The sequence below is a fragment of the Bacteroides sp. 3_2_5 genome, assembly GCF_000159855.2.
Lineage (GTDB): Bacteria > Bacteroidota > Bacteroidia > Bacteroidales > Bacteroidaceae > Bacteroides > Bacteroides fragilis.
The window spans coordinates 2294726-2318571 of sequence record NZ_JH636044.1 but is presented as its reverse complement, the minus strand read 5'-3'; the positions used below and the strand labels follow the sequence as shown (position 1 = coordinate 2318571).

Annotated in this window: 21 protein-coding genes; 15 read left to right on the top strand and 6 right to left on the bottom strand. The window is 42.3% G+C overall.

Annotation, left to right across the window (positions count from 1 at the left end; translation table 11 throughout):
• Positions 1-452 precede the first annotated feature (452 nt).
• Genes BSHG_RS08570 through hemG form a run of 4 tightly spaced genes read left to right on the top strand, consistent with a single transcriptional unit; the run spans position 453 to position 6531 of the window.
• Positions 453-2522, top strand: a complete 2070-nt coding sequence (locus tag BSHG_RS08570; protein ID WP_008659713.1) for a TonB-dependent receptor — start codon at positions 453-455, stop codon at positions 2520-2522.
• A 9-nt stretch (positions 2523-2531) separates the two neighbouring features.
• A complete protein-coding gene (locus tag BSHG_RS08575; protein WP_008659711.1) occupies positions 2532-3770 on the top strand; it encodes an MFS transporter in 1239 nt (412 codons plus the stop codon).
• 5 nt (positions 3771-3775) lie between these two features.
• Complete coding sequence (hemN, locus tag BSHG_RS08580) at positions 3776-5140, top strand: oxygen-independent coproporphyrinogen III oxidase (RefSeq protein WP_008659709.1); 1365 nt, start codon at positions 3776-3778, stop codon at positions 5138-5140.
• 2 nt (positions 5141-5142) lie between these two features.
• A complete protein-coding gene (gene hemG, locus BSHG_RS08585; protein WP_008659707.1) occupies positions 5143-6531 on the top strand; it encodes a protoporphyrinogen oxidase in 1389 nt (462 codons plus the stop codon).
• Positions 6532-6633: 102 nt separating this feature from the next.
• On the opposite strand, the gene BSHG_RS08590 is transcribed toward hemG, so the two are convergent.
• The 4 genes from BSHG_RS08590 to BSHG_RS08600 form a co-directional block, all read right to left on the bottom strand.
• Entirely contained in the window at positions 6634-7572 is a 939-nt protein-coding gene (locus BSHG_RS08590; protein WP_224223165.1) for a helix-turn-helix domain-containing GNAT family N-acetyltransferase, read from the bottom strand.
• Positions 7573-7622: 50 nt separating this feature from the next.
• A complete protein-coding gene (locus BSHG_RS08595) occupies positions 7623-7955 on the bottom strand; it encodes a DUF3795 domain-containing protein (RefSeq protein WP_032497467.1) in 333 nt (110 codons plus the stop codon).
• 236 nt (positions 7956-8191) lie between these two features.
• Positions 8192-8413 carry a hypothetical protein gene (locus tag BSHG_RS0220405; RefSeq protein ID WP_122133277.1) on the bottom strand — a complete coding sequence of 74 codons (222 nt, stop codon included), beginning with the start codon at positions 8411-8413 and terminating at the stop codon, positions 8192-8194.
• 570 nt (positions 8414-8983) lie between these two features.
• Positions 8984-10261, bottom strand: a complete 1278-nt coding sequence (locus BSHG_RS08600; RefSeq protein ID WP_008659702.1) for a S41 family peptidase — start codon at positions 10259-10261, stop codon at positions 8984-8986.
• 198 nt (positions 10262-10459) lie between these two features.
• On the opposite strand from BSHG_RS08600, the gene BSHG_RS08605 reads away from it, so the two are divergent.
• From BSHG_RS08605 to BSHG_RS08640, 8 genes are all read left to right on the top strand, one after another.
• Positions 10460-11023 carry a sugar O-acetyltransferase gene (locus tag BSHG_RS08605; RefSeq protein ID WP_005818015.1) on the top strand — a complete coding sequence of 188 codons (564 nt, stop codon included), beginning with the start codon at positions 10460-10462 and terminating at the stop codon, positions 11021-11023.
• Between the two features lie 30 nt (positions 11024-11053).
• Positions 11054-11872, top strand: a complete 819-nt coding sequence (locus BSHG_RS08610; RefSeq protein WP_080698835.1) for a carboxymuconolactone decarboxylase family protein — start codon at positions 11054-11056, stop codon at positions 11870-11872.
• Between the two features lie 13 nt (positions 11873-11885).
• The gene (locus tag BSHG_RS08615; RefSeq protein ID WP_008659700.1) at positions 11886-12455 is read left to right on the top strand and encodes a flavodoxin; all 570 of its coding nucleotides are present in this window, start codon (positions 11886-11888) and stop codon (positions 12453-12455) included.
• A gap of 355 nt (positions 12456-12810) precedes the next feature.
• A complete protein-coding gene (locus tag BSHG_RS08620) occupies positions 12811-13353 on the top strand; it encodes a hypothetical protein (RefSeq protein ID WP_005800391.1) in 543 nt (180 codons plus the stop codon).
• A gap of 138 nt (positions 13354-13491) precedes the next feature.
• On the top strand, positions 13492-14754 hold the full coding sequence (locus BSHG_RS08625; RefSeq protein ID WP_005818018.1) for a carboxypeptidase-like regulatory domain-containing protein: 1263 nt from the start codon (positions 13492-13494) through the stop codon (positions 14752-14754).
• A gap of 52 nt (positions 14755-14806) precedes the next feature.
• The gene (locus BSHG_RS08630; protein ID WP_005786965.1) at positions 14807-15358 is read left to right on the top strand and encodes an RNA polymerase sigma-70 factor; all 552 of its coding nucleotides are present in this window, start codon (positions 14807-14809) and stop codon (positions 15356-15358) included.
• Positions 15355-16203 carry a FecR family protein gene (locus tag BSHG_RS08635; RefSeq protein ID WP_008659699.1) on the top strand — a complete coding sequence of 283 codons (849 nt, stop codon included), beginning with the start codon at positions 15355-15357 and terminating at the stop codon, positions 16201-16203. Before BSHG_RS08630 ends, BSHG_RS08635 begins: the two co-directional genes overlap by 4 nt.
• A gap of 24 nt (positions 16204-16227) precedes the next feature.
• Positions 16228-17787, top strand: a complete 1560-nt coding sequence (locus tag BSHG_RS08640) for a carboxypeptidase-like regulatory domain-containing protein (protein ID WP_008659697.1) — start codon at positions 16228-16230, stop codon at positions 17785-17787.
• Between the two features lie 18 nt (positions 17788-17805).
• On the opposite strand, the gene BSHG_RS08645 is transcribed toward BSHG_RS08640, so the two are convergent.
• Entirely contained in the window at positions 17806-18705 is a 900-nt protein-coding gene (locus tag BSHG_RS08645; RefSeq protein ID WP_005786960.1) for a DMT family transporter, read from the bottom strand.
• Positions 18706-18793: 88 nt separating this feature from the next.
• Between BSHG_RS08645 and BSHG_RS08650 the strand changes: the two genes are divergently transcribed.
• From BSHG_RS08650 to mtgA, 3 genes are all read left to right on the top strand, one after another.
• Entirely contained in the window at positions 18794-20137 is a 1344-nt protein-coding gene (locus BSHG_RS08650; RefSeq protein WP_008659694.1) for an MATE family efflux transporter, read from the top strand.
• A gap of 154 nt (positions 20138-20291) precedes the next feature.
• Positions 20292-20966, top strand: coding sequence for an OmpA family protein (locus tag BSHG_RS08655; RefSeq protein ID WP_005786956.1), 675 nt, complete (start codon positions 20292-20294; stop codon positions 20964-20966).
• Between the two features lie 123 nt (positions 20967-21089).
• Positions 21090-21836 carry a monofunctional biosynthetic peptidoglycan transglycosylase gene (gene mtgA, locus BSHG_RS08660; RefSeq protein WP_005786953.1) on the top strand — a complete coding sequence of 249 codons (747 nt, stop codon included), beginning with the start codon at positions 21090-21092 and terminating at the stop codon, positions 21834-21836.
• Positions 21837-21939: 103 nt separating this feature from the next.
• Here the strand turns inward: mtgA and BSHG_RS08665 are convergent, their stop codons facing one another.
• Positions 21940-23829, bottom strand: coding sequence for a SusD/RagB family nutrient-binding outer membrane lipoprotein (locus tag BSHG_RS08665; RefSeq protein WP_005786951.1), 1890 nt, complete (start codon positions 23827-23829; stop codon positions 21940-21942).
• Positions 23830-23846 lie beyond the last annotated feature (17 nt).

The following is a 23846-nucleotide window of genomic DNA, read 5'->3' as shown; positions in this document are numbered from 1 at the left end:
ATTGTTCATTTTGTTATATCAATAAATTACACAAAAGAATTATACAAACAACAGTCTAGAACACATCTATAAGTCCAAAAAAAATCATATTCAGAACTGCGTTTGACAAGTACGTACTTTTCGATGCAAAGGTAATGCCCCACAAACACATATATTTACATAAAGAAGAATACTATTTATATGTATCAGACAATTTCAGAACACGAGTCCCTGCAGCCGGTTACATATCAAATAGACACAGACCGCTTCGAAAAAAGTCAAATAAAAGACTCCGCAAAAGAACAGTATAAATCAGTTACCAACCTCTACTTACCACGAAACGACAAAAACTGTATATGCACGTCAGTCCCGAACGTTAATACCCAAGAAGCCAAGCCTGGCAGATAAAATCCTAAGAAATGAGGATTGCCAACTCTAGGGACATGCCCTACCTTTGCCGCAAACCCTAAAATATGATAAAAAGATTATTTTTCCTCCTACCTTTCTCTACGATAGTCTCGGCCAATGAGCCCGATACAATACAGGTTAAGCGTATCGATCTGGATGAAGTTACAATAGTAGCTTTTAAACAAAACACACCTAATCGTGAGCCACTTTCTATCTCTACCTTAGATAATCGCTTCCTGAAAGAGAATGAAATATCGGGAGCTAAAGACTTAAGTTCCTTACTTCCTAATTTCTATATGCCCGATTATGGGTCCAAGCAGAATTCTCCGGTTTATATTCGGGGGATAGGAGCCAAAAAGGATGCTCCATCAGTAGGCTTTTACGTAGATGGCATTCCCTATTTTGAAACGTCCGCTTTCGATATTGACTTGTCGGATATAAGTAGTATAGAAGTACTTCGCGGACCGCAAGGCACACTCTACGGACGTAATTCTATTGGTGGAACCATCAATGTATATACCCATTCGCCCCTCGATTATCAAGGTACGTATTTCCGGTTGGGATATGGCAGTTACAATGATATGCGATTAATAGCTTCGAACTATACAAAGGTGAACGAGCAGTTAGGTTTATCCTTTAGCGGTAATTATCATCACAATGATGGCTTTTTTACCAATTTGCATACCCATAAAAAGGCAGATAAACTTGATAACGGAGCCGGACGAATCGGGCTCACATGGAAACCCGCAGCCCATTGGACTACCCGCTTCATAACCTCCTACGAATATTCCAATCAAGGAGGATATCCATACGGATTGTATAATGCCGACAAGGGAACAACAGAAGCCGTAAACTACAACAATGAAGGATTATACCGACGAAATCTGCTAACCTCCGGAATCAACATACGGTATAACGGCCCCCATATCAGCTTCAACAGCCAAACATCCTATCAATATATACAGGACAAGATGGGAATCGATCAAGATTTCTCGCCTCGCAATATATTCTATGGTCAAAATAAGATACGGCAACATATGTATTGCCAGGAATTTACGGTTAAATCGGTCAATAAGAGCCGCTATCATTGGATAACGGGTGCGTTTGTTTTCCGACAGACCATAAACAGGAAAGTTGACCTTAGTCGTTTTACAGATACCACCCGACACCTTACTAATAGTGGAATTCCCACACAAGGGATCGCATTTTATCATCAATCTACACTCGATCTGTTGCAAGGACTGTCTTGTTCTGTAGGGTTACGTTACGATTATGAACACGCCCGATGCGATTTTTCCAAAGTACAGCAGCCATTAAATGGAAATGGGGAAACAAAATCGCTTGAACAATTCAACCGATCGCTTCACTTCGGGCAGTTTACTCCTAGGTTCAGTATGCAGTACCTTTCTTCTCACAATCAATTGTTCTATGCCTCCGTATCCAAAGGATATAAAGCCGGAGGATTCAATGTCTCTTTCCTCAACAATGACGACTACCTTTATTCCCCCGAATATAACTGGAATTACGAAATAGGTACCAAACTATCATTCCTGAACAATCGGCTATCAGCTGATTTAAGCCTGTTCTATATAGATTGGCGCAATCAGCAGATAACCAATACTATTCCAACCGTAGGTAACGTAATCCGAAATGCCGGTCGCTCTCGTAATAAAGGCATCGAAGCCAGTTTTCAAGCTCGTCCGACGAAATCATGGATGATGTATATGAATTATGGATATACAGATGCACGATTTGTTCACTATCAAAAAGAAGAACGTGGTATCCTAAAAGATTATGGAGGTAACTATCTGCCTATGGTTCCCCGCCACACTTTCTCTTTGACAACCGGATATTCATTTTATGACATCTGTTCCTGGATCGACCGCCTTACCCTCAACGCCGGCGTATCGGTAACAGGTCCCATTTATTGGTATGAAGATAACCAAGCCAAACAAAGCCCGTATGCATTGGTCAATCTAAGAATTAGCATAAACAAAGGATGCTTTACATGGGAAGCCTGGAGCAAGAATCTCACAAATACCGACTACCTGAGCTACTACTTCGTAACCAGTAAAGCCTATGCTCAAAAGGGAAAACCCATTACCTTAGGTACATCAGTCAGCATCAGTCTCTAATCAAACGATATGAATCACATGCGTATAAACAAGCTTTCACCGCTTTCCCGGAAAACACTGAACCTCAGTACATTTTTTTGCTTATACATTGCACAAGCCATCCCGATGAGTTTCTTCTCTACAGCCATACAAGTACTAATGAGGCAAGCCGATTACTCTCTTTCTTCCATCGCTTTATTACAACTCATCAAACTCCCCTGGATATTGAAGTTTCTTTGGGCACCGCTTGTCGACCGGCATTGTATCACCCTAAAAGACTATAAACGCTGTATCATTACATCCGAAATCGTATATGCATTACTGATCCTGATGGTAGGCCTGCTCGATATCCAAACAGATCTCTACCTTATCATTGGATTAGTATTTCTATCATTGATAGCCTCAGCTACACAAGATATAGCTACAGACACACTTGCAGTACTCTCCTTTGGTAAGTCGGATAAAAGTTTGGTCAACAGCATGCAATCAATGGGTAGCTTCGGAGGTACATTGATAGGAACAGGTATATTACTCCTCGTTCTTCAGCACTATGGCTGGCATGTGGTGATACCATGCTTATGCATTTTTGTACTATTGGCAATTATTCCGTTATTGAAAAACAAACATATGAGAATAATACCCAAAGAACCTTCGAAACGGGCACAATTCACTGATTTTATCTGGTTCTTTGCCCGTCGTAACATCTGGAAACAAATAGGATTCCTACTACTATATTATGCCAGCATTATCGGAATTTTATCGGTGTTACGCTCTTATCTGGTCGATTTGGGTTATTCAATGAAAGAGATAGGCATTATGATAGGTATCGGAGGTACCGGAGCTGCCTTCGCATCATCTTTCCTGGCCGGATTACTGGTTCGTAAAATCGGGCGATATCATTCCAGAATACTATTTGCAATATTCATCCTGCTTACTACACTCTATTTTATGTGTATTTCATGCACAGTCCCTTCATTTTCAATGCTTTGTTTAGGGATCGTCCTGCTATGGAGTGCCTATGGAATGGCAACTATTGTAGTGTATACCACTTCTATGGATTGTGTACGCAAAGGATGTGAAGGAACCGACTTTACCATCCAAACAGTACTCACACACTTAAGCGGCTTACTAATAGCCTTTCTTAGCGGGGTGGTAGCCGATAGAACCGGTTACCACGGTCTCTTTATTTTCGAAGTTATATTGGCTTCCATATCACTGATCTATATATTTTATTTCTTCAGAAAAGAATCTCAACCCATTCATTCTTAACATATATGTATACTGAAATAATCAATAAATACAATGTACCGGTACCTCGATACACCAGTTATCCACCGGCCAATTATTTTGAGCCATTTACCAACGCCCGCTACCTGGAGGCTGTACAGCAGTCGAATCAGGCTTCAGAGCGCGCATTATCGTTTTACCTGCATATCCCGTTTTGTCGGCACTTATGCCACTATTGCGGATGCAATTCGTATCCCATGGCACGTCCCGAGATTATTGAGTCATATGTAGAAGCTTTGCATCAAGAGATAGATCTGATTCTTCCCCTGTTAGATAAGGATCGGCCGATCGCGCAGATACATTATGGTGGTGGAAGCCCCACAGCCATTCCCGTTGCTTTAATCAAAGAATTGAATGCTCACTTATTATCATCATTCCCAGTCATTGACCGCCCTGAAATAGCCATTGAATGTCACCCAGGCTATCTCTCAGAAAAAGACTGGCTGCAACTTACCGAATGCGGCTTTAACCGTCTCAGTATTGGTGTGCAGGACTTTAATATCGAGGTACTGAAAACAGTCAATCGCCGCCCTTCTTTATTACCGATGGAAGATATATTTATCCTACTACGCGAAAAGGGAATAAGTATCAACCTTGATTTTCTTTATGGTTTACCCAAACAAACTGTGGAGAACTTCACCCGCAACATAGAGCAGGCTATTCTTTTATCACCCGACAGACTGGTTATGTTCAGTTATGCCCACGTGCCTTGGATTAATAAGCGACAGTTGCTTCTGGAGAAATCAGGCCTACCCGACAACCATGAAAAACGGACAATGTTTGACACTGCTGCCGGACTATTGCATAAATCCGGTTATCAATCTATCGGAATGGATCATTTTGTACGCCCCAATGACGAGCTGAGCATCGCCATGCAAACTAAAAAATTACATCGTAATTTTCAAGGCTACTGCACCCGGCGTACTACCGCACAGGTATATGGTTTGGGCGTAACCGCTATCAGTCAGCTTGAATCGGCTTATGCTCAAAATACGAAAGATATTCCCCATTACATCAAGACTATCAGTAAAGGCGAACTAAGTATTACCAAAGGTTATGCCCTTTCTCCAACCGAACAACTCACCAGAGAGGTTATCGAAACCCTAATGTGCAATGGCTGTATCGATTGGAGAGATCTTTCAAAGCGCCTGCATGTATCGGTATCCACTTTAAAGGCTGCCACTGCCTACGATGAAAAAAAACTATCTGGCTTTGCCGATGACGGACTGATTTACTATACAGACGACTATCTTGAGATGACAACCGCAGGTTCGGCATTTGTACGCAACGTAGCGGCTTCACTTGACAAACTGATGCTCCACTCTCCACACTCATATTCAAAACCTTTATAACAATGAACCAGACAGTAACAGAAAATCATCGTTTGCGAGATACCATCATCATCGGTGCAGGTCTAACAGGTCTGACTACCGCCTATTGCCTTACCCGTAAGGGATGTGATATCGAGGTAATTGAACAGAGCCCCTGCGTAGGCGGCCAGATACGTACCTACCACGAAAATGGTTTTACGTTTGAAAGTGGGCCCAATACCGGTGTAATCTCCCACCCTGAAGTAGCCGAACTCTTGGCGGAACTATCCCCCACCTGCCGTTTAGAAACGGCCCGTGAAGCGTCCAGGCAACGCCTTATATGGAAAGGAGATCGCTTTCATCCTCTCCCCTCAGGACTGTTCAGTGCAATCACCACCCCATTATTCAGTACAAAAGATAAATTCAATATACTAGGTGAACCCTTCCGTTCAAAAGGAAACAATCCCGATGAAACGATTGGTGAACTGGTACAGCGGCGCCTGGGTATCTCTTATCTACATTATGCAGTAGACCCATTCATTTCCGGGGTTTATGCCGGTGACCCTATGCGATTGGTTACCCGTCATGCCCTGCCTAAACTTTATCAACTAGAACAAACTTATGGCAGTTTCATTCTCGGTGGTATTGCAAAATCATTTTCACATCGAAGTGAACGCGACCGGTTGGCTACACGAAAAATTTTCTCTACTTATGGGGGACTTAGTAACCTGACAAAAGCATTGGAACAGGCCATTGGAATCAAACGATTCTCCCTGGGAGCTACTTCCACTTCCCTAATGCCATGTGAACAAGGATGGGTAGTTTCTTTCACAGATTCCTGTGGAATAGTTAACCGAATCCACTGCCGAAAGGTGATAACCACCACACCTGCCTTTGTCCTCCCTTCACTTCTTCCTTTCGTCCCTGACAAGCAGATGAATCGGATAAGTAATCTTACCTATGCCCCTGTGATGCAAGTCTCCGTGGGATTGCGTAATACTTATGGAAAAGAGTTTCATGCCTTTGGCGGATTGGTTCCTTCCTGTGAACAAAAACCAGTTTTAGGTATTCTGTTTCCATCGGCCTGTTTCGATAACCGTTCCCCCGAAGGAGGTGCATTATATTCATACTTCTTAGGCGGGACGAGACACCCTGAACTTCTAGAGAAAAGTGACGACGAAATTATCAGGTTGATAACCACCGGCCTGAATGAAATGTTAGATTATCCTGCCGGAATAGTACCTGATCTTATACGTATCTTCCGGCATAAGAAAGCCATTCCCCAATACGAAAGCAGCAGTACCGACAGATTTGCTGCGATCAATGAACTGCAAAAACAGTATCCCGGATTGGTGGTAGCAGGAAATCTCAAAGGAGGAATCGGCATGGCCGACCGCATCAAACAGGCTTTTGAAATCGCCCGAGAAAGATGAACGCTCACTTTCATCGGACACCTACATCTATAACAGCCAGAAAGGATTCACTCCTCTCTTATAAGATTCTATCGTTTTCTTCGTAACATTTCATATTTGGATTCAGAGTGCTTTTACCATGTGGAAAGGTGCATCTTGATACAAGCCCGACTGATCTAATGCATTGTCTATATGTTCATATCCGTATTTTTCATACATACTAACAGCATTTCCAAACTGATGATAAGAAACAATATACATATACACATATCCGGCACTAACAGCACGCTGCTCTATGAATTGAAGTAAACGTTTTCCAATACCTCTCCCTCTAAGCTCCGGTCTAAAATGAAATTTCGATAACTCAGCATAACCATGTGGTAAACCTTTGGTCGGATAAAAGCCACCTCCGCCTAATATTACACCATTACTTTCCACTATCCAGTATTCTGCACCTTTAATATTAAAAGTCTGAAACATTCTATCCGTATGCGGATCATCATAAAAAGTACCGACCTTAGGAGCTCCATGCTCCTCTACTGACGCACGAAGCACCGATGCTATTGAAGCATTATCTGATTCTTCTATCGGTCGTATAACAATTGGCTCATTATTATCAACGGTAAGACCGGTCTCCACACTATTTATTATCTTATAAATAGAATCCATACAATGAACCAATCTTTGTAGTTGACGATCTTCTAAGTGTGAGAATATCCTTTCAATAGATTGATTTGCAGCAGTATTCAAGCGGTAATAAACCTCACATCCTTTTTCTGTGAGATTTACCAACCCCATACGATTATCCTTTTCCGTGCTTTTTCGAAATATATACTCTTTCTGTTCCAATTGTTTTAATAAGCGGGATAACAAGCCTTTATCCATGTTTAATTCATTGGATATATCTTTAGAACTCCTGTCAGGGTGTAAATAAACATCCTGAATAATACGCACCTCCGGAAGTCCCAATTCACTTCCTAAATAGTATTTGTTGAGTATACCTAATATTTTCGTATAATATCTGTTGAAAGACCTTATACGACTTATATATTCTTGCTTCATGGCACAAAGATAAGTCTTTTTGTTGACTTTATCAACAAAAAGACTGCATATCATAGAAGATTTTCTTTCGCATCAGGGGCATGCTGAAAAATAGCACCTACTATCTGACAATCATCCAGCTCCTTACAATCGCCACAGGTATTATATCCCTTCTCATTTACACATTTTCGAATTGGACAATAATCATTGCAATACGCAAATTTCGCTCCGTCCGTGCGACACCCCATACAATTTATGGTTGCCGGTGTAATTTCCGGTGCATTGTTCATTATGCTCCACTTTTGGGCGGTTTTCTCTCTTAATTCATTATCATCTCGGACAGTGGCTATACGGGCATCGCAATTTTCGCAATCTAATCCGCAACATGCAATTAATTGTTTCATCATTTCGGGTTTCATTATTCGACAAAAATAAGAATAAAAAACAAGAATATGAGCAGATAAGAGGCATTTGATTACCTTCTACTACGCATGATATAGATACGCACATGATCACCGCCACAATGGAAGGTAATGCTGCAGCACAGGACTTTCTCTCACATCTCCCTCTGAAAGCGACATTACCCTTTATACCCCGTGGAGTAGCGTTGCAATTTTCTGCTTTCCTTGCTCCTACGCATCTATCTTCCGAAAAGTTCGTTGCAGTCGTACTCATGACCAATTCCTTTGTTACGGTCTGCGAATGGCAGTAAACCGATAATACATAACAGCCCATCCATGACCGCCATGACCAGTATCAGCAGGGGGAGGTAAGTGATGCCTCGCAATACCATTTGTACAAAAGTATCTTGATGAAGAATCGGCACAAGCAATTCATAAGTAAACGGATTTTGGTTTATCAATTGACATGAAGTAAGCAATAGATAGATATCTCGATAAAAAAAGTTCTCAAAAGTCCTTTCTTGCTGACTCCACATTTTTACAAAAAATGCAAAACAGGGATCAATCAATTGTCTTTATGCAAAAATCATGTATATTTATAAGAAATAAAGTAGAAGGAGGCAATAGGAAGTTAATATCGTAGAGACAAGAAACGAACTCACTGACAAGAGATAATTAATATCCTGAAAGCAGGAAGTTAACTTCCTGCTTTCAGGATATTAATTTCACGGAACGAAACTACATTAAATTGAAAAACAGAGAAAGAATCCAATAAAAAAGAAAGCTTTTTCTTCTGGAGTTCATTTACACACGTTTATTCTTTAAATAGCATTTTGCAATCAAATCGATTCTTCGATTTAACTTGATTACAAAAAACAGTCTATATCCTTTCTTAAAGAACACAATCTTTAAAAAAAACAAAACGCACGAATCATGCTATTGCAAAATCCATGCGTTTTTATTCTATTCCAATCTTTCAGGCCGGAAAAAATCGTTTCTCCGCATTTTCAAAATACAAAATGACAAATCGATTACTTATCCGTTATTCCACTCATGATTTTCAATGCTGCATTCAATAAAGTTTCATTCGTATTGCCAAAAGGCAAATAAGTACTCAGATAAGAATCTTCATTGTATTCGTATGTAGGTTTGAAACCGGTGGCATAATCTGACTTTTCTTCTGCATTGTATACATTGCAAACAACCAGATTCAATATAAACCGATCCGTTGGATGAACAAAAGGCTTTGTAGCAACATATTCCCCCGCCGTTTTAGTACCTATCAATACAACCTTCATATAAGGATTAAGACAATTGATAACCATCTCCGCCGCCCCTCTGGTAGCATTGGTAGTCAGTACATAAACAGTAGACAGGTTAAGATTGGCACCGGATTGGATAAGCTCCGGATTGAATGTCAAATCCTGATTTGCTTCCACGCGTTTATCACTGTATCTCAATAGAGCCAACAATTGATTCATCTTATCAGCCGGAGCAAGCATCGTACAGAGCAACTGGGCACAATCTAAACTGCCTCCGGTGTTATAGCGTAAATCTAATACAAACTCATTTACCCCTCCTGTCTGGAAATCCCGGAAGGCCCTACGCAAATCATCATTATAAGCCTGACTGTCTGTCGTCGGCCCTGCCTTAAATTCATTATACATCAAATAGCCTACCTTTTTCCCATTCCATGGAATAATCTCAAAACGGTGAACAGGCTTATCCGCCAAAGAACGTGAAGCGGGCATTGTCGTCTCTCCTATCGGCACCACCCCACCGGTTACCTCACCATCTTCACCGACAACTTCTTTATAAACACCTATCTGAAGTTGACGGGTACTTCCCTGCAGTAATTCCGATTCAACCTTTTTAGTGATATAATCTCCATTCATCATCATAATCCAATGACCACGCTGCAATCCGGCTTCTTCGGCAGGCGATCCGGGCACCACATAAGAGATTAAAGCGTTATACGCTGTATCATTATCAAGCACTTTATATAAAGTATAATCAAAACCATAGCTCGGAATGGGTTCATCCAGCAAGGAGTCGATCTTACTAAAGCCATTATCCATGGAAGCGACGGCTTTTTTCAGAAACGCTTCCGGTTTCTGGAAATAGTCCGGAGCAGCAGGTGATGGCATATCTCTATACCACAGATACTCCTGACGCATCACACTGTCTATCCAAATATCGCGTCCCGTCTCCGGATAATATTCCGGCCAGCGGTCTACACCACAGGAAAAAAGACTTGTCAGTATAAGAGTTCCCAGTAAGGGAAGTATCAATCGTTTTCCTCTTTTCATAATTTATAGGCAATCTTAATCTGCGCAAATGTAGTGAATACTTAGCTTTCATACCACAATTACGATATAAAAAAGATAATGGTGAAGTGAGTTAAAATGGAAAAATGGTATGAGAATCTGTAATTCGGATACAGCACTTTCTCTGATACCCGGTACTTTTGCATATAATATCAATGTAATAATAGAAAAGAAATAAATATGACGATCAGAGAATTTAAAGAGCACGTAAAAACAAGGAAACTCCTTGATACAGAAGAAATCCATCAATTCATGGATATCATGAGTAACGAAGCGAGACGTATCACATTTCAACTCAACACGACATATCATACGCCCAACGAGGTACGAGAACTGCTTTCAGAACTGTTCGGTTATCGTGTTCCCTCTTCATTTCGTGTATTTCCTCCGTTTTACACGGATTTCGGTAAGAACATTACTATTGGCGAAGATGTGTTTATCAATGCCTGCTGCCACTTTCAAGATCATGGTGGGATTACAATCGGTGACGGTTGTCAGATCGGGCATAATGTAGTTTTCGCCACACTCAACCACGGACTGCTACCCGAAGAACGCAAGTCCACCCAACCCGCCCCAATCGTACTCGGCAAGAACGTGTGGGTAGGCTCCAATGCCACCATTCTTCAAGGAGTAAGCATCGGGAACAATGCCATTGTCGCAGCGGGAGCAGTAGTAACCAAAGATGTCCCGTCTGATGCCGTCGTCGGTGGAGTGCCGGCAAAGTTTATCAAAACAATCCGATAAAACAATCACTTCATTATAACATATATCATTATGAACAAAGTTTTTTTATTTTTATTATTCAGCTTTTTAACAATAACGAGTATGGCACAAGAAAAAATCAAACAGACAGCCGGGCGCGATCAACTTGGTGATTTTGCCCCTAAATTTGCGGAACTCAACGACGATGTCCTTTTCGGCGAAATCTGGAGCCGCACTGACAAACTCAGTCTGCGTGACCGTAGTTTGGTTACGATCACTTCACTCATTAGCCAAGGTATAACGGATAACTCACTGACGTTCCATCTCCAGTCGGCCAAGAATAACGGTATCAGTCGCACGGAGATATCCGAAATCATCACACATATAGGTTTTTATGCAGGATGGCCGAAAGCATGGGCCGCTTTTCGGCTTGCCAAGGAGGTATGGGCAAAAGATACAACCGAGGTAGATGCAAAGGCCGCTTTCCAGCGTGAAATGATATTCCCGATAGGAGAACCTAACACAGCCTATGCACAGTATTTCACCGGTAATAGCTACCTTGCACCCATATCGCATGAACAGGTTAATATCTCCAATGTCACGTTCGAACCCGGTTGCCGAAATAATTGGCACGTTCATCATGCGAAGAAAGGTGGCGGACAGATGTTGATCGGTATAGCAGGCCGCGGCTGGTATCAGGAAGAGGGTAAACCGGCGGTAGAGATTCTTCCCGGTACAGTCATACATATCCCTGCCAACGTGAAACACTGGCATGGTGCAACAGCCGAAAGTTGGTTCGCACACCTTGCATTCGAAATTCCCGGGGAAGACTCCTCTAACGAATGGCTGGAACCTGTGACTAATAAAGAATACAATAGACTCCCCCAATAATGACAGATCAATTATGTACAAAATTATATTCGTATTTCTGGCAATAATGGGCATAGCCACTGCATCATGTGCCCAACAAAAACAAGGCGCAAACAGAAAGCAGCCCAATAACAAAGTGCTTATAGCCTACTTCTCGGCGACAGGAACTACAGCAGGTGCTGCTGAAAAATTGTCTAAGGTTACAGGTGGAGAACTTTATGAAATTACTCCAGCCCAACCCTATACAAATGCTGACCTCAATTGGAATAACAAACAATCGCGCAGTTCGTTGGAAATGAATGATCCGAAGTCACGTCCGGCCATCCGGAAATCTTCCATAGATATCGCCGATTATGACGTGATTTTCGTCGGCTATCCTATCTGGTGGAATCTTGCTCCACGTATTATCAATACATTCATCGAGAGCTATCATTTGAAAAACAAGACAATCATCTTGTTCGCCACATCGGGAAGCAGTAGCATCACTAACAGTATGGCAACTCTGAAGAAAAGTTATCCCGACCTGATCTGGAAAGAGGGAAAACTACTGAATGGAATGAACGAAAACGATATCCGCGAATGGATCAGTAAATTGGACTATTGACCAATTGTGGTTTCGAAGTCGCCTGTATAAGGGCAACAAAAAAGATTGCGGTATCGGAGTGCTAAAGATGATCCCTGCCTCATGTACGAATCATTTAAAACTGTACAAAACAGTTTAGACAGATTCGCGCATGGGGCAGATGCAGATTCTCAGACGCAAGAAATGAAAGAATAAGAAGGACAAAGAAACGAATGGACAATAAACCACTCTTCCTATTTTGCATTTCAGAATTTTTACGTATCTTTGTTTGCAGGGAGTTGTTTGATAGCGCAATACTTCAAAGCCTCTTGAGAATTTATTTTTTGAGCCGGTATCCTTCCTGCTGATTTATTAAAAAATAAAACACCTTATTACTATGATCGTACAGGATTTAAATTTTGATCAAACAGTCGCCATGGCAAAAGCCAAAGCGGAAAGCATGATACAAAACGGACTTTATTCACGTTTCGGGTTATCCGAAAAAGAGAGACTGGACAAAGCCCTTCTAGGCTGTATCGGAGAGTTGGCATTCCAAAAACACCTGAAAAATCTGGGAATCCCATTCGAATTGGACCAGACAGATTTCCAATCCCATCACTCCGATGAATTTGACGTAAAAGTAAACGGTGCCAAAATTGATATCAAAGTAGCAAAGAAAACAACTGCCAACCCTCCAACCGACAATTGGACCTATGGTTATCCACAAGAGCAGCACCCCGAAACCAAAGATTACGTCGTTGTAGGTTGGGTAGACTTCAACAGAAAAGAAGTTGGCTTTTATGGTTGGATCAGAGGAAAGCAAATAGTGGAATTTAAAGTTGTCACCCAAAATTCTTATGCCAAGTATCCCTATCTGACACCTAACCATGAATTCAAATGGGGATGTCTCACCAAGGATTTGAATGAGATTTTGAAGTAAAACGATTAAATTATCCTTGAAAAAGACTCTTCATTGAAGTTTTTTCATTTTTCTTCAGAAATTCGTAGGGTATTCTCCGTTTGAACGATCTTATATACAGAAAGCAAACTATTATTCACCCTTTAAACTCTGAAAAAGATGAAAACGCAATGGATAAGATCAATCGGATGTATACTGGCAGTTTTGATTCTGTCGGGCATCATGCCACTGGCTGCACAGGACAATGCGGAAAGATACACCACGATCAGTGGAGTGGTCAAAGACAAACTCAACAAAAAGAAACTGGAGTATGTCAATGTATCGATACCGGGAAGCAGTGTCGGTACCGTCACCAACGCAGACGGTGAGTTTACTCTAAAGATTCCCGAGTCGGTTCAGGCCAAAGACATTGAAGCCTCACATGTAGGTTATCTCAATTCCCGTATCCCTTTAAAAGAAGAAAATCCCACAGAACGGATTGTCTGGCTCACTCCTTATGCCAACCTGCTTAGTGAAATCCTGGTAAGAGCCAGAGATCCACGCAGCATTGTGGAAGAAGCACTTCGCAAGATTCCGGCCAATTATAGTCCCCAGAGCAACATGCTCACAGGATTCTACAGGGAATTGGCTCAAAAAGGGCGTCGTTATATCAATATTTCAGAGGCTGTAATCGATATTTATAAAACGCCCTACAATGAAACTGCCGAACACGATCGGGTTCAGATTTACAGAGGACGCAGACTGTTGAGCCAAAAACAGAGTGACACACTGGCTGTAAAATTACTCGGAGGCCCCAATATGGCCATTTATATGGATATAGTAAAGAACCCGGACTGCTTGTTGGCTCAAGAAGACCTATTGTTCTACGAATTTCGAATGGAAGACCCGACCAGCATTGACGACCGATCCCAGTATGTCATCAGCTTCCGTCCAAGAGTAAAATTATCCTATCCCTTATGCTATGGTACACTCTACATCGATAAAGAGCGACTGTCATTCACACGCGCCGAGTTTAACCTCAGCATGGATGATAAGAATAAAGCCACTCAAGCTATCTTAAGAAAAAAACCTTTCGGACTGCGTTTCAAACCGGTAGAAGTATCATACCTGATATCATACAAAAACCTGGGAGGGATCACTTACCTGAGTTATATCCGGAACAATATCCGCTTTAAGTGTGACTGGAAGCGTAAACTGTTTTCTACCAACTATACCATCTTATCGGAAATGGTGGTTACGGACAGGAAAGAAAACAATATTACAGCTATTCCATATAAAGCAGCATTCAAACAAAATCATGTATTCTCAGACAAAGTGGATAACTTTACCAGTGACAACTTTTGGGGAGGCTATAATATCATAGAGCCTACAGAGTCATTGGAGCATGCAGTAAACAAATTAAAAAAACAGCAGAAGCAGTAATCACTTTTTATAGTATCTTTGACGAACTCTAACTCCCGATATATCCCCCAATATGCTGAACGACGTATTTATACTTACTCAAATAAAAGAAGGCAATATAAAGGCGTTTGAAACATTATTCCGCCAATATTATACTCCGCTTCGCCTATACGCCGCCAGCATAACGGGTGAACCGGACGTAGCCGAAGAAATCGTCGAAGAATTGTTCTATGTATTCTGGAAGGATCGGGAAAAACTTGAGATTTTTCATTCTGTCAAGAACTATCTCTATCGGTCTGTACGTAACCGCTCTATCCAATATTGCGAACATCAGGATGTCAAAAGGCGCTATCAGGATGCGATTTTATCCGTTCCGGTAAATATAGCTTCACCCGATCCGCAAGAGCAGATTGAGTATAAAGAACTGCAACAAATTATAAACCGAACCCTTGAGAAACTACCGGAGCGCCGTTTGCATATCTTCCGACTACACCACACAGAAGGAAAAAAGTATTCGGAAATAGCCTCTCTCCTCTCACTATCGGTAAAAACAGTAGAGAAAGAAATGACCCGTGCACTCCGGACTTTACGAAAAGAAATTGAGAATTATATCCAGATATCATGAATCGAATCGAAAAAAACAAGACCCAAACCGATCAGGCGTGGAATAAATTACACAATCGCCTGGAGACAGACGGACTGTTACCAACGGTGACAGAACATCGTTTTGCCACACGTCCGACCGCATGGATCGGCATAGCAGCCATTGCAGCTATTATAAGCCTATGTGTTTACCTGCCTACGGTGTTACGGACCGACCGCCATCTTTCCGGCGGTGAACTATTGGTCAAAGCAAACAAAGAAGAGAGCATACTGGTCACCACGCTTGAGGATGGTTCCGTTGTCTATCTGTCAGAGCAGACTTCACTGGAATATCCCAAACATTTTTCTAAAAAAAGAAGAGAAGTGAGTTTGAAAGGAAACGCCCTTTTTGACATAGCGGGCAATCGTGCACGTCCTTTCTTCATCGAAACCGGAAAAGTACAGATCGAGGTGATAGGTACCGCCTTTCATGTGAGAAACAGTGGCAACTCTCCATTCGAATTAGCAGTTCAGAGAGGTGAGGTAAAAGTTACTCAAAAGCAGAATGGCCAGGAAATACATGTCAAGGCCGGAGAGACCGCTACTTTATTGGGCGATGAATGGCAGTTGACTGTGACCGAGAATTCCGAACAGTTTACCCGATACATGCAAAATATGCGTTTCAAAGACGAACAGTTGGATCACATCCTGCATGCCATCAACCTTCGCCAGACGGAAATACATCTGCAAAGTTCCCCGGAACTGGGGAAACATGTACTGACGGTTTCGTTCTCAGAGGATTCTCCTGAGAAAATGGCCGAGCTAATCGGCCTTGCACTGAACCTGAAGTGCACACGCAATCAAAACATAATCACCCTCTCCGAGTAATCCCGGAATCAAAACCCCAAAACAATGAAAGCCTCGAAAAGTCTCTGCCTGCAATGCCTGTTCACCTGTCTGCTATTATTCATAGCAGCCCGGGTAAAGGCGGATGACTCCGGTATACTCGATCGTATCATCCGGTTACCGAAAAGTGAAATGACCGTTTATAAACTACTTTCTAAAATAACGGAAGAGACAGGATACCTGTTCATCTACGACAGCAAACTGGTTGACAATGAACGTACGGTAAAGTTGAAAGGTGGAAAACAGACCGTACGCCAAGCCATTTACAGTATAATTGGTAATGACAACCTTAAACTACGTTCGGTAGACAAACACATCATCATTTATCGACCGGAAACGGCATTAAGTATAAGTAAGGAAGAAGGTTTATGCAGAGACAGCACACTCTCATTCACTCTTGAAGGAACATTAATAGACCAACTATCCAGAGAGCCGATCCCCTATGCTACCGTAGGTGCCGAGGGTTCCTCCATCGGTAGTGTCACCAATCAAAACGGGAGTTTCAGGCTTCATCTGCCCGATTCCCTCCGAAACGGCCGGATTCGCTTTTCACATCTGGGCTACGTACCGCAAACCACGGATGCATCCCTACTTGCCGGACGAAACGGAACTTTTGCTCTGGAGCCTAAGGTAATTCCCCTGCAAGAGGTTATTGTACGCATTGTCAATCCGGTGCGTCTATTGAGAGAGATGCTGCAATTCAGAAAAAAGAATTATTCCAAAGTCCCTGTCTATCTGACCTCTTTCTATAGGGAGGGTATCGAGCAAAAGAACCGGTTTGTCAGCCTGACTGAGGGAATATTCAAGATATATAAGGCTTCGTCAAGTACCCCGGAAAAGACCGACCAGGTAAAGTTGTTGAAAATGCGCCGTATCACTAACCAAGCTGTAAAGGATACCTTAATTGCTAAAATGAAATCGGGTATTCATGCCAGCATCGAGTTAGACCTAATCAAAAGTTTGCCGGATTTTCTGCTTCCGGACTCCAAAGAATGTGTCTATGTCTACACTTCCAGCGACCTTGCTGTTATCGATAACCGGCTTGCCCATGTAGTCTCCTTTGAACAGCGTCCAAGTATCAAGTATCCCTATTATTGCGGTGAACTCTACATCGACTCGGAAAACAGCGCCCTGCTCCGGGCACGATTCGAGTTGACTCCGCGGTATATACATAAAGCAGCCAACATGCTGGTTGAGAAAAGAAGCCGCAACATCCGGATTATTCCCCAAAAGGTGGTTTATACCGTATCCTATAAACCTTGGAAACAGACATATTACATCCACCATGTACGCGGAGACTTACACTTTAAAATAAAACAAAAGAACAAATGGCTCAACAATACCAGCCTACATACATGGTTTGAAATGGTCACCTGCAAGACAGAAACGGATAATGTCAACCGTTTCGACCATAATGAGCGATTGTCCGTACATACCATCTTTGCGGAAACTCCATTTGTATACGACAAAAGCTTTTGGGAAGATTTCAATGTAATTCCTCCTGAAAAAGAGTTGAGTGAAGCCATAGAGAAAATTTCATCGAAAATCGAAGAGACAGAAAATTAAAGCAATTGCCGACACTGTTTATTTCTTCAAGTTCACTCCCCTTTCGGCAATATACACTCCGCTCAGAATCAGTGCCGATCCCAATAAAGCAACTATTGTGATGGTTTCGTCGATCACAATGGCAGAGGTCAGCAAAGTAATAAGGGGAACTACATAAATATAACTGGTGGCACAAACCACTCCCAATTGTTTCACTGCCGTATTCCACATAATATAGCACAGCATCGAGGCAATCACCCCCAGAAAAAGCAGATTTAGAGCGACAACGGGCCGGAACAGGATATGTATATCCGTCTGTAAAGGATACACTAAGAATAGGGGTAAAAGAGTCACCAAACCATAAAAGAAAACTTTCCGTGTAATGAACAATGTCGGATAATGAGTATTCATCCTCCTGAGAAGCAAGCAATAAAAAGCCCACATTAATGCAGCTATCAGGGTCAGAATATCACCGGCCGGACTAAGCTGCAAAATGAAACTACCATTAAACACAACCAGTCCCACTCCGATAAGCGCCATCAGAGAACCGCCTATCAGACGTGCTTTTAATTTATCACCCTTATAGAAAAAGGGTGCCAACAGTGCAGTCAGAATAGGAGTCGTACAGATAATTAACGATACATTGGAAGCAAGCGTCATACCCAATGCCGTATTTTCGGCTACAAAATAGAGCGAACCTCCACATAGTCCGAGTCCTACAAACCGCAGTTCGTCCTGCCAACTCTTAGCCAGCAACACACGAGGAGAGAAAAACCAAATGCAAATATATGCCAATAAAAAACGGTAGAATAAAATATCGACAGGTGACAGGCCATATTTTATTAAAACTTTAGTAGCAACGAAAGTTGTTCCCCATATCATTACTGTCACCGCTGCCATCACATGATACCATCCGGCCGTTCTCTGAGTTGTTTTCATATTCTTCTATAAATTTTCTCCGCAAAGATAAGGATTGCAGCCGGAAGAAAGTCGTATCTTTGCCACTCATTTCTTATTAAATAATATCATGCAAGGAATCAAGAATCTGACTCAAGGTCCTATCAATAAACAATTGTTTAACCTGGCGATGCCCATTATGGCCACCTCGTTTATCCAAATGGCATATAGCCTGACAGATATGGCTTGGGTAGGGCGTTTGGGGAGTGAAGCCGTCGCCGCCGTCGGTTCGGTAGGTATCCTGACCTGGATGTCGGGTTCCATTTCCTTACTGAACAAAGTAGGTTCCGAGGTCAGTGTAGGTCAGTCCATCGGAGCACAAAATCATGAAGATGCCCGTAATTTCGCCTCACACAACATTACTATCGCCCTTATTATTTCACTTTGCTGGGGTGGACTGCTTTTCCTGCTTGCACGTCCCATCATCGGTATCTACGAACTGGAAGCACATATCACCGAAAATGCAATCGCTTATCTGCGCATAATCTCTACCGGATTACCTTTCATTTTTCTTTCGGCAGCCTTTACCGGTATTTATAATGCCGCCGGAAGAAGTAAGATACCATTCTACATCAGTGGTACCGGATTGGTATTGAATATCCTCCTCGATCCCCTTTTCATCTTCGGTTTCGGGCTGGGTACCAACGGAGCAGCCTATGCTACTTGGATTTCGCAAGCAGCAGTATTCGGCATTTTTATCTATCAATTACGTTGCAGAGACGCTTTACTGGGACGATTCTCTTTCTTTACCCGGTTAAAGAAAAAATATACCCATCGTATCCTTAAATTAGGTTTACCGGTAGCTACCCTTAACACCTTGTTTGCTTTCGTCAATATGTTCCTTTGCCGTACAGCATCCGAACAAGGAGGGCACATCGGATTGATGACCTTTACCACCGGAGGGCAAATTGAGGCTATCACCTGGAATACATCACAAGGATTCTCTACTGCCTTAAGCGCATTCATTGCCCAGAACTATGCAGCCGGACGAACAGACCGTGTGATCAAATCGTGGCATATGACTTTGTTGATGACTTCAATTTTCGGTACGCTCTGCACCCTGCTTTTTGTATTTTTCGGAAACGAAATCTTTGCTCTCTTTGTACCCGAACAGGCCGCTTATGAAGCAGGAGGCGTGTTTCTCCGCATCGACGGTTATTCACAACTCTTTATGATGCTCGAGATCACGACACAAGGTGTATTCTACGGTATCGGACGCACCATTCCACCTGCCATTATCAGCATCACCTGCAACTACATGCGTATTCCGCTCGCCATTCTGTTTGTCCGCATGGGCATGGGAGTAGAAGGTATCTGGTGGGCTGTTTGCGTCACTACTGTTGCCAAAGGGCTTATTCTGGCCGGTTGGTTTGCATTGATTAAACGGAAAGTGTTGTCGCGCCCGATACTCTGAAAAGAAAAAGCATAGCTTAGACAACAAAAGCACATATCTTCTTGTTTTTTTTACAAGGTAAATGACAGGCAAAACAAATAATCTGTATATTTGCCACGTTTTTATAAAATGGAAGTATCCATTTAATTATTAACTATATAAAAAGAGCTTAATTATGAAGAAAATTAAATTTATGGCTTTGTTTCTAAGCATGGCGCTTGTTTTCGGAAGTTGTGGAAGCATGAATAATACAGCTAAGGGTGGTGTCATCGGCGGTGGTTCGGGAGCGGCCCTGGGAGCTATTATCGGTGGTATTGCCGGTAAAGGAAAAGGTGCTGCTATCGGTGCTGCAGTAGGTACTGCCGTAGGTGCCGGAGCAGGTGTTCTCATTGGTCGTAAGATGGACAAGAAAGCTGCTGAGGCTGCAAAGATCAAAGACGCACAAGTAGAACAAGTTACTGATAACAATGGTCTGGCTGCCGTAAAGGTAACTTTCCCCTCAGGTATACTTTTTGCATTCAACTCTTCTGCACTAAGTGCAGCATCTAAACAATCATTGGCTGAATTTGCCAATATCCTGAAAGAAGATCCGACAGTCGATGTAGCCATTATCGGTCATACCGATAAAGTAGGCAGCTACGAAGCTAACCAGAAAGTATCGGCCAACCGTGCATACGCCGTTGAAAATTATCTTCAGGCATGTGGCGTTAAACCTTACCAATTCAAAAAGGTGGAAGGTGTAGGCTACTCACAATACAACGAGTCGGAAACACCGGAACAAAACCGTCGTGTAGAAATATTTATGTACGCCAGTGAACAGATGATTAAAAACGCTGAAGCCGGTAAATAACGATTTCATAATACACCCCCAGGTGTTTTATGCCATGTGCCAATATACTGTTTACTCCTTCATACAAAAAGGATGGTAAGTCAGTATATTGGCACATTCGTATAACCAACAAGATCACACACAATGAAACTCCGGAAACCCTTTCGCATTCTGCGCAATCTGATCCTTTTTTTCTTTATCTCCTCGATCGGTGCCGTCATTTTCTATCGATTCGTGCCGGTATATGTCACTCCACTTATGATTATCCGCTCTGTCCAGCAACTCGTTTCGGGAGAAAAAGTGGTATGCAAGCATACGTGGGTACCATTTGATAAAATCTCTCCCAGCCTGCCCATGGCGGTGATTGCTTCGGAGGATAACCGCTTTGCCTCTCACAACGGATTCGACATGATAGAAATCAAAAAAGCGATGAAGGAAAACGAAACCCGGAAAAAGAAACGGGGTGCCAGTACCATCAGCCAGCAGACAGCGAAAAACGTCTTTCTTTGGCCACAATCTTCGTGGATACGAAAAGGATTTGAGGTCTACTTTACATTTCTGATTGAAACTTGCTGGTCGAAAGAACGGATTATGGAAGTATATCTAAACTCCATCGAGATGGGTAAAGGTATTTACGGTGCTCAGGCAACCGCTAAATATAAATTTAAAACGACAGCTGCCAAACTGACCCGGGGACAGTGTGCCCTGATCGCAGCAACTTTACCAAATCCAATACGATTCGACTCGGCACACCCCTCACCTTATATCAAACGACGCCAAGGACAAATTCTGCGACTGATGAATCTGGTTCCGAAGTTCCCTCCTGTTGATAAGGAAAAAGCGAAAGGACAAGATACAAAAAAACAAAAGAATAAGAAAAAGAAGAAATAACAACTTCGCCAAACCGCCCCGATAATGTGAGGATAATATAGAAAAAAGAGGCCACTTCTGCAAAAAGCAGAAGCAGCCCCGGAGATTTATGTAAAACAGAAAATTACTGTTGAGGACCTGTACCAAAAGCCGGTGCCTCTTTATCATACCAGACACGTTCTTTGCTTAACGTCACAGGTGAATTACTCATCTCACCTTCATACGTATAGCCCTGTGCCTGATAGGCTGCAATTGTAATGTCACGGAGCAAATCAGAATCAAGAGGTTTGCTTACCGGGAAACGTCGAGGAATGACGTACTGGTCACCCAATAACGGATCAAAATCCTGATATGGCAACAAGGTACTGTTCTTCATTGGCACTCCCGAACGACGGGCGGTAACAAACATGTCCATCGGAAGCATCAGATAGTGAATATATTGCTGAATATAAACTTTCTCAAGGTCTTTACTCAAATCACCTGTCAGATGGTATGCATCATGTGACAGCATTTCATCAATCATGCCTTCTTTCAGGCTGATTGTCTTATCGTGTACATCGCCTGTGTAGGTTTTATCATAATAAGGAATATGATTCTTAGCGGAAACAAAATCATAACCACGAACAGACATCTCGACACCTGCACTCAAATACTGTTGTGCGGTCATCGGCAGATTGGCACCCAATAATTTGAATTCCGCCAGCAGGAGGTTGGTTTCACCTGCAGAGAAGTACAGTCCGTACCAGCCGTATTCTTCTTTATCCTGTACGGGAGCTACATCGGGAACATCGGGGAATGTGTAAATCAACAGACCTTTAATATTTTCGGTATTCCGGTAGGCAATCGGAGTATAGGTCTTTTTCGCACCGTCTTTGCTCAGCAAATAGAACAACTCGTTATTGGGGTCGAAATAGTCTTTGTACTCTTCCTTTTTATTGATATCCACTTGACAAGGAACTCCATAATAGCGTACCCAAGGCTCTCCGGGAGCTTTCCAGCTCTCAAAGTGTTTCTTTCCGTCCGCATCGACCGTATAGTTCACATTGGCTTCTACATAAGACGGTAAAGCTCTTTTTTGATCAAAGAAACCTTGAACTACATTAGAGTTGTAATCGTTCTTCTGGAAAAAGTAAAACAAACGAGGGTCACGATTGCTCACCATAAAATCGATTAACTGCTTAGTTCCCGCACCAACGGAAATATCATTGTTCCAGTTATTGTCTCTTTTACCTTTATTGAAAACAAAATCATCGTCGAGAGTTAAAATAAGACCGGCCGGATTCTGGGCAGCCTCATTCACAATGGCAATTGCACGAGCCTTGTCTTTATTAATCAGGCGTGCAGCAATTCTGAGTTTCAATGAGTTTGCCAGTTTAGCCCATTTATCAAGTTTTCCTCTATAAATAAAATCCTGCGCACCAAGCACGTCTTGCGGATTGTTCTCTCTCAGATAGTTAATTGTCTCGTCAAGCTGTTTCAGCCAGAGTTCGAACAATTCTTCCTGCGTATCGTATTTCGGAGTCAGAGTCCCACCATAACGGGCCATTTCTGCCTCTGAATATTGACGGGATCCATACATATCCGAGTCTTCAAGTCCCAAGTACACCAGCATCGGATTACATAAATAAGCAATATATTCGTATTTTGCTTTTTCATCATCCGACATCAGACTGATCTGATGCTTTATTTCATTCGTATAACGAAGCACCTCGTTGACCTGATAGCCACAGCCGGTCTGAGTTACCATATTCAATTTGCTGGAGTTTCCACCTCCTGAGGCAGTTGCCTGCACCCAGGTAGACATTGCATCGAAACCAGCAAACCACTGAAGATAATCGGCCGGCTGAAAACTCATGGCACATTGAGTAAATAAATAGCGTACATTCGGTTTTGAGACTGTGGAGGGATTGGTATTCTGTCCGGCAAATTCGTCTTTACAAGACGACATCAGGAAGCCTGTACCTACAACAGCCACAGCTGCCATATATAGATATTTTTTCATCATTTGTTTCATACTAAATATCACATTAA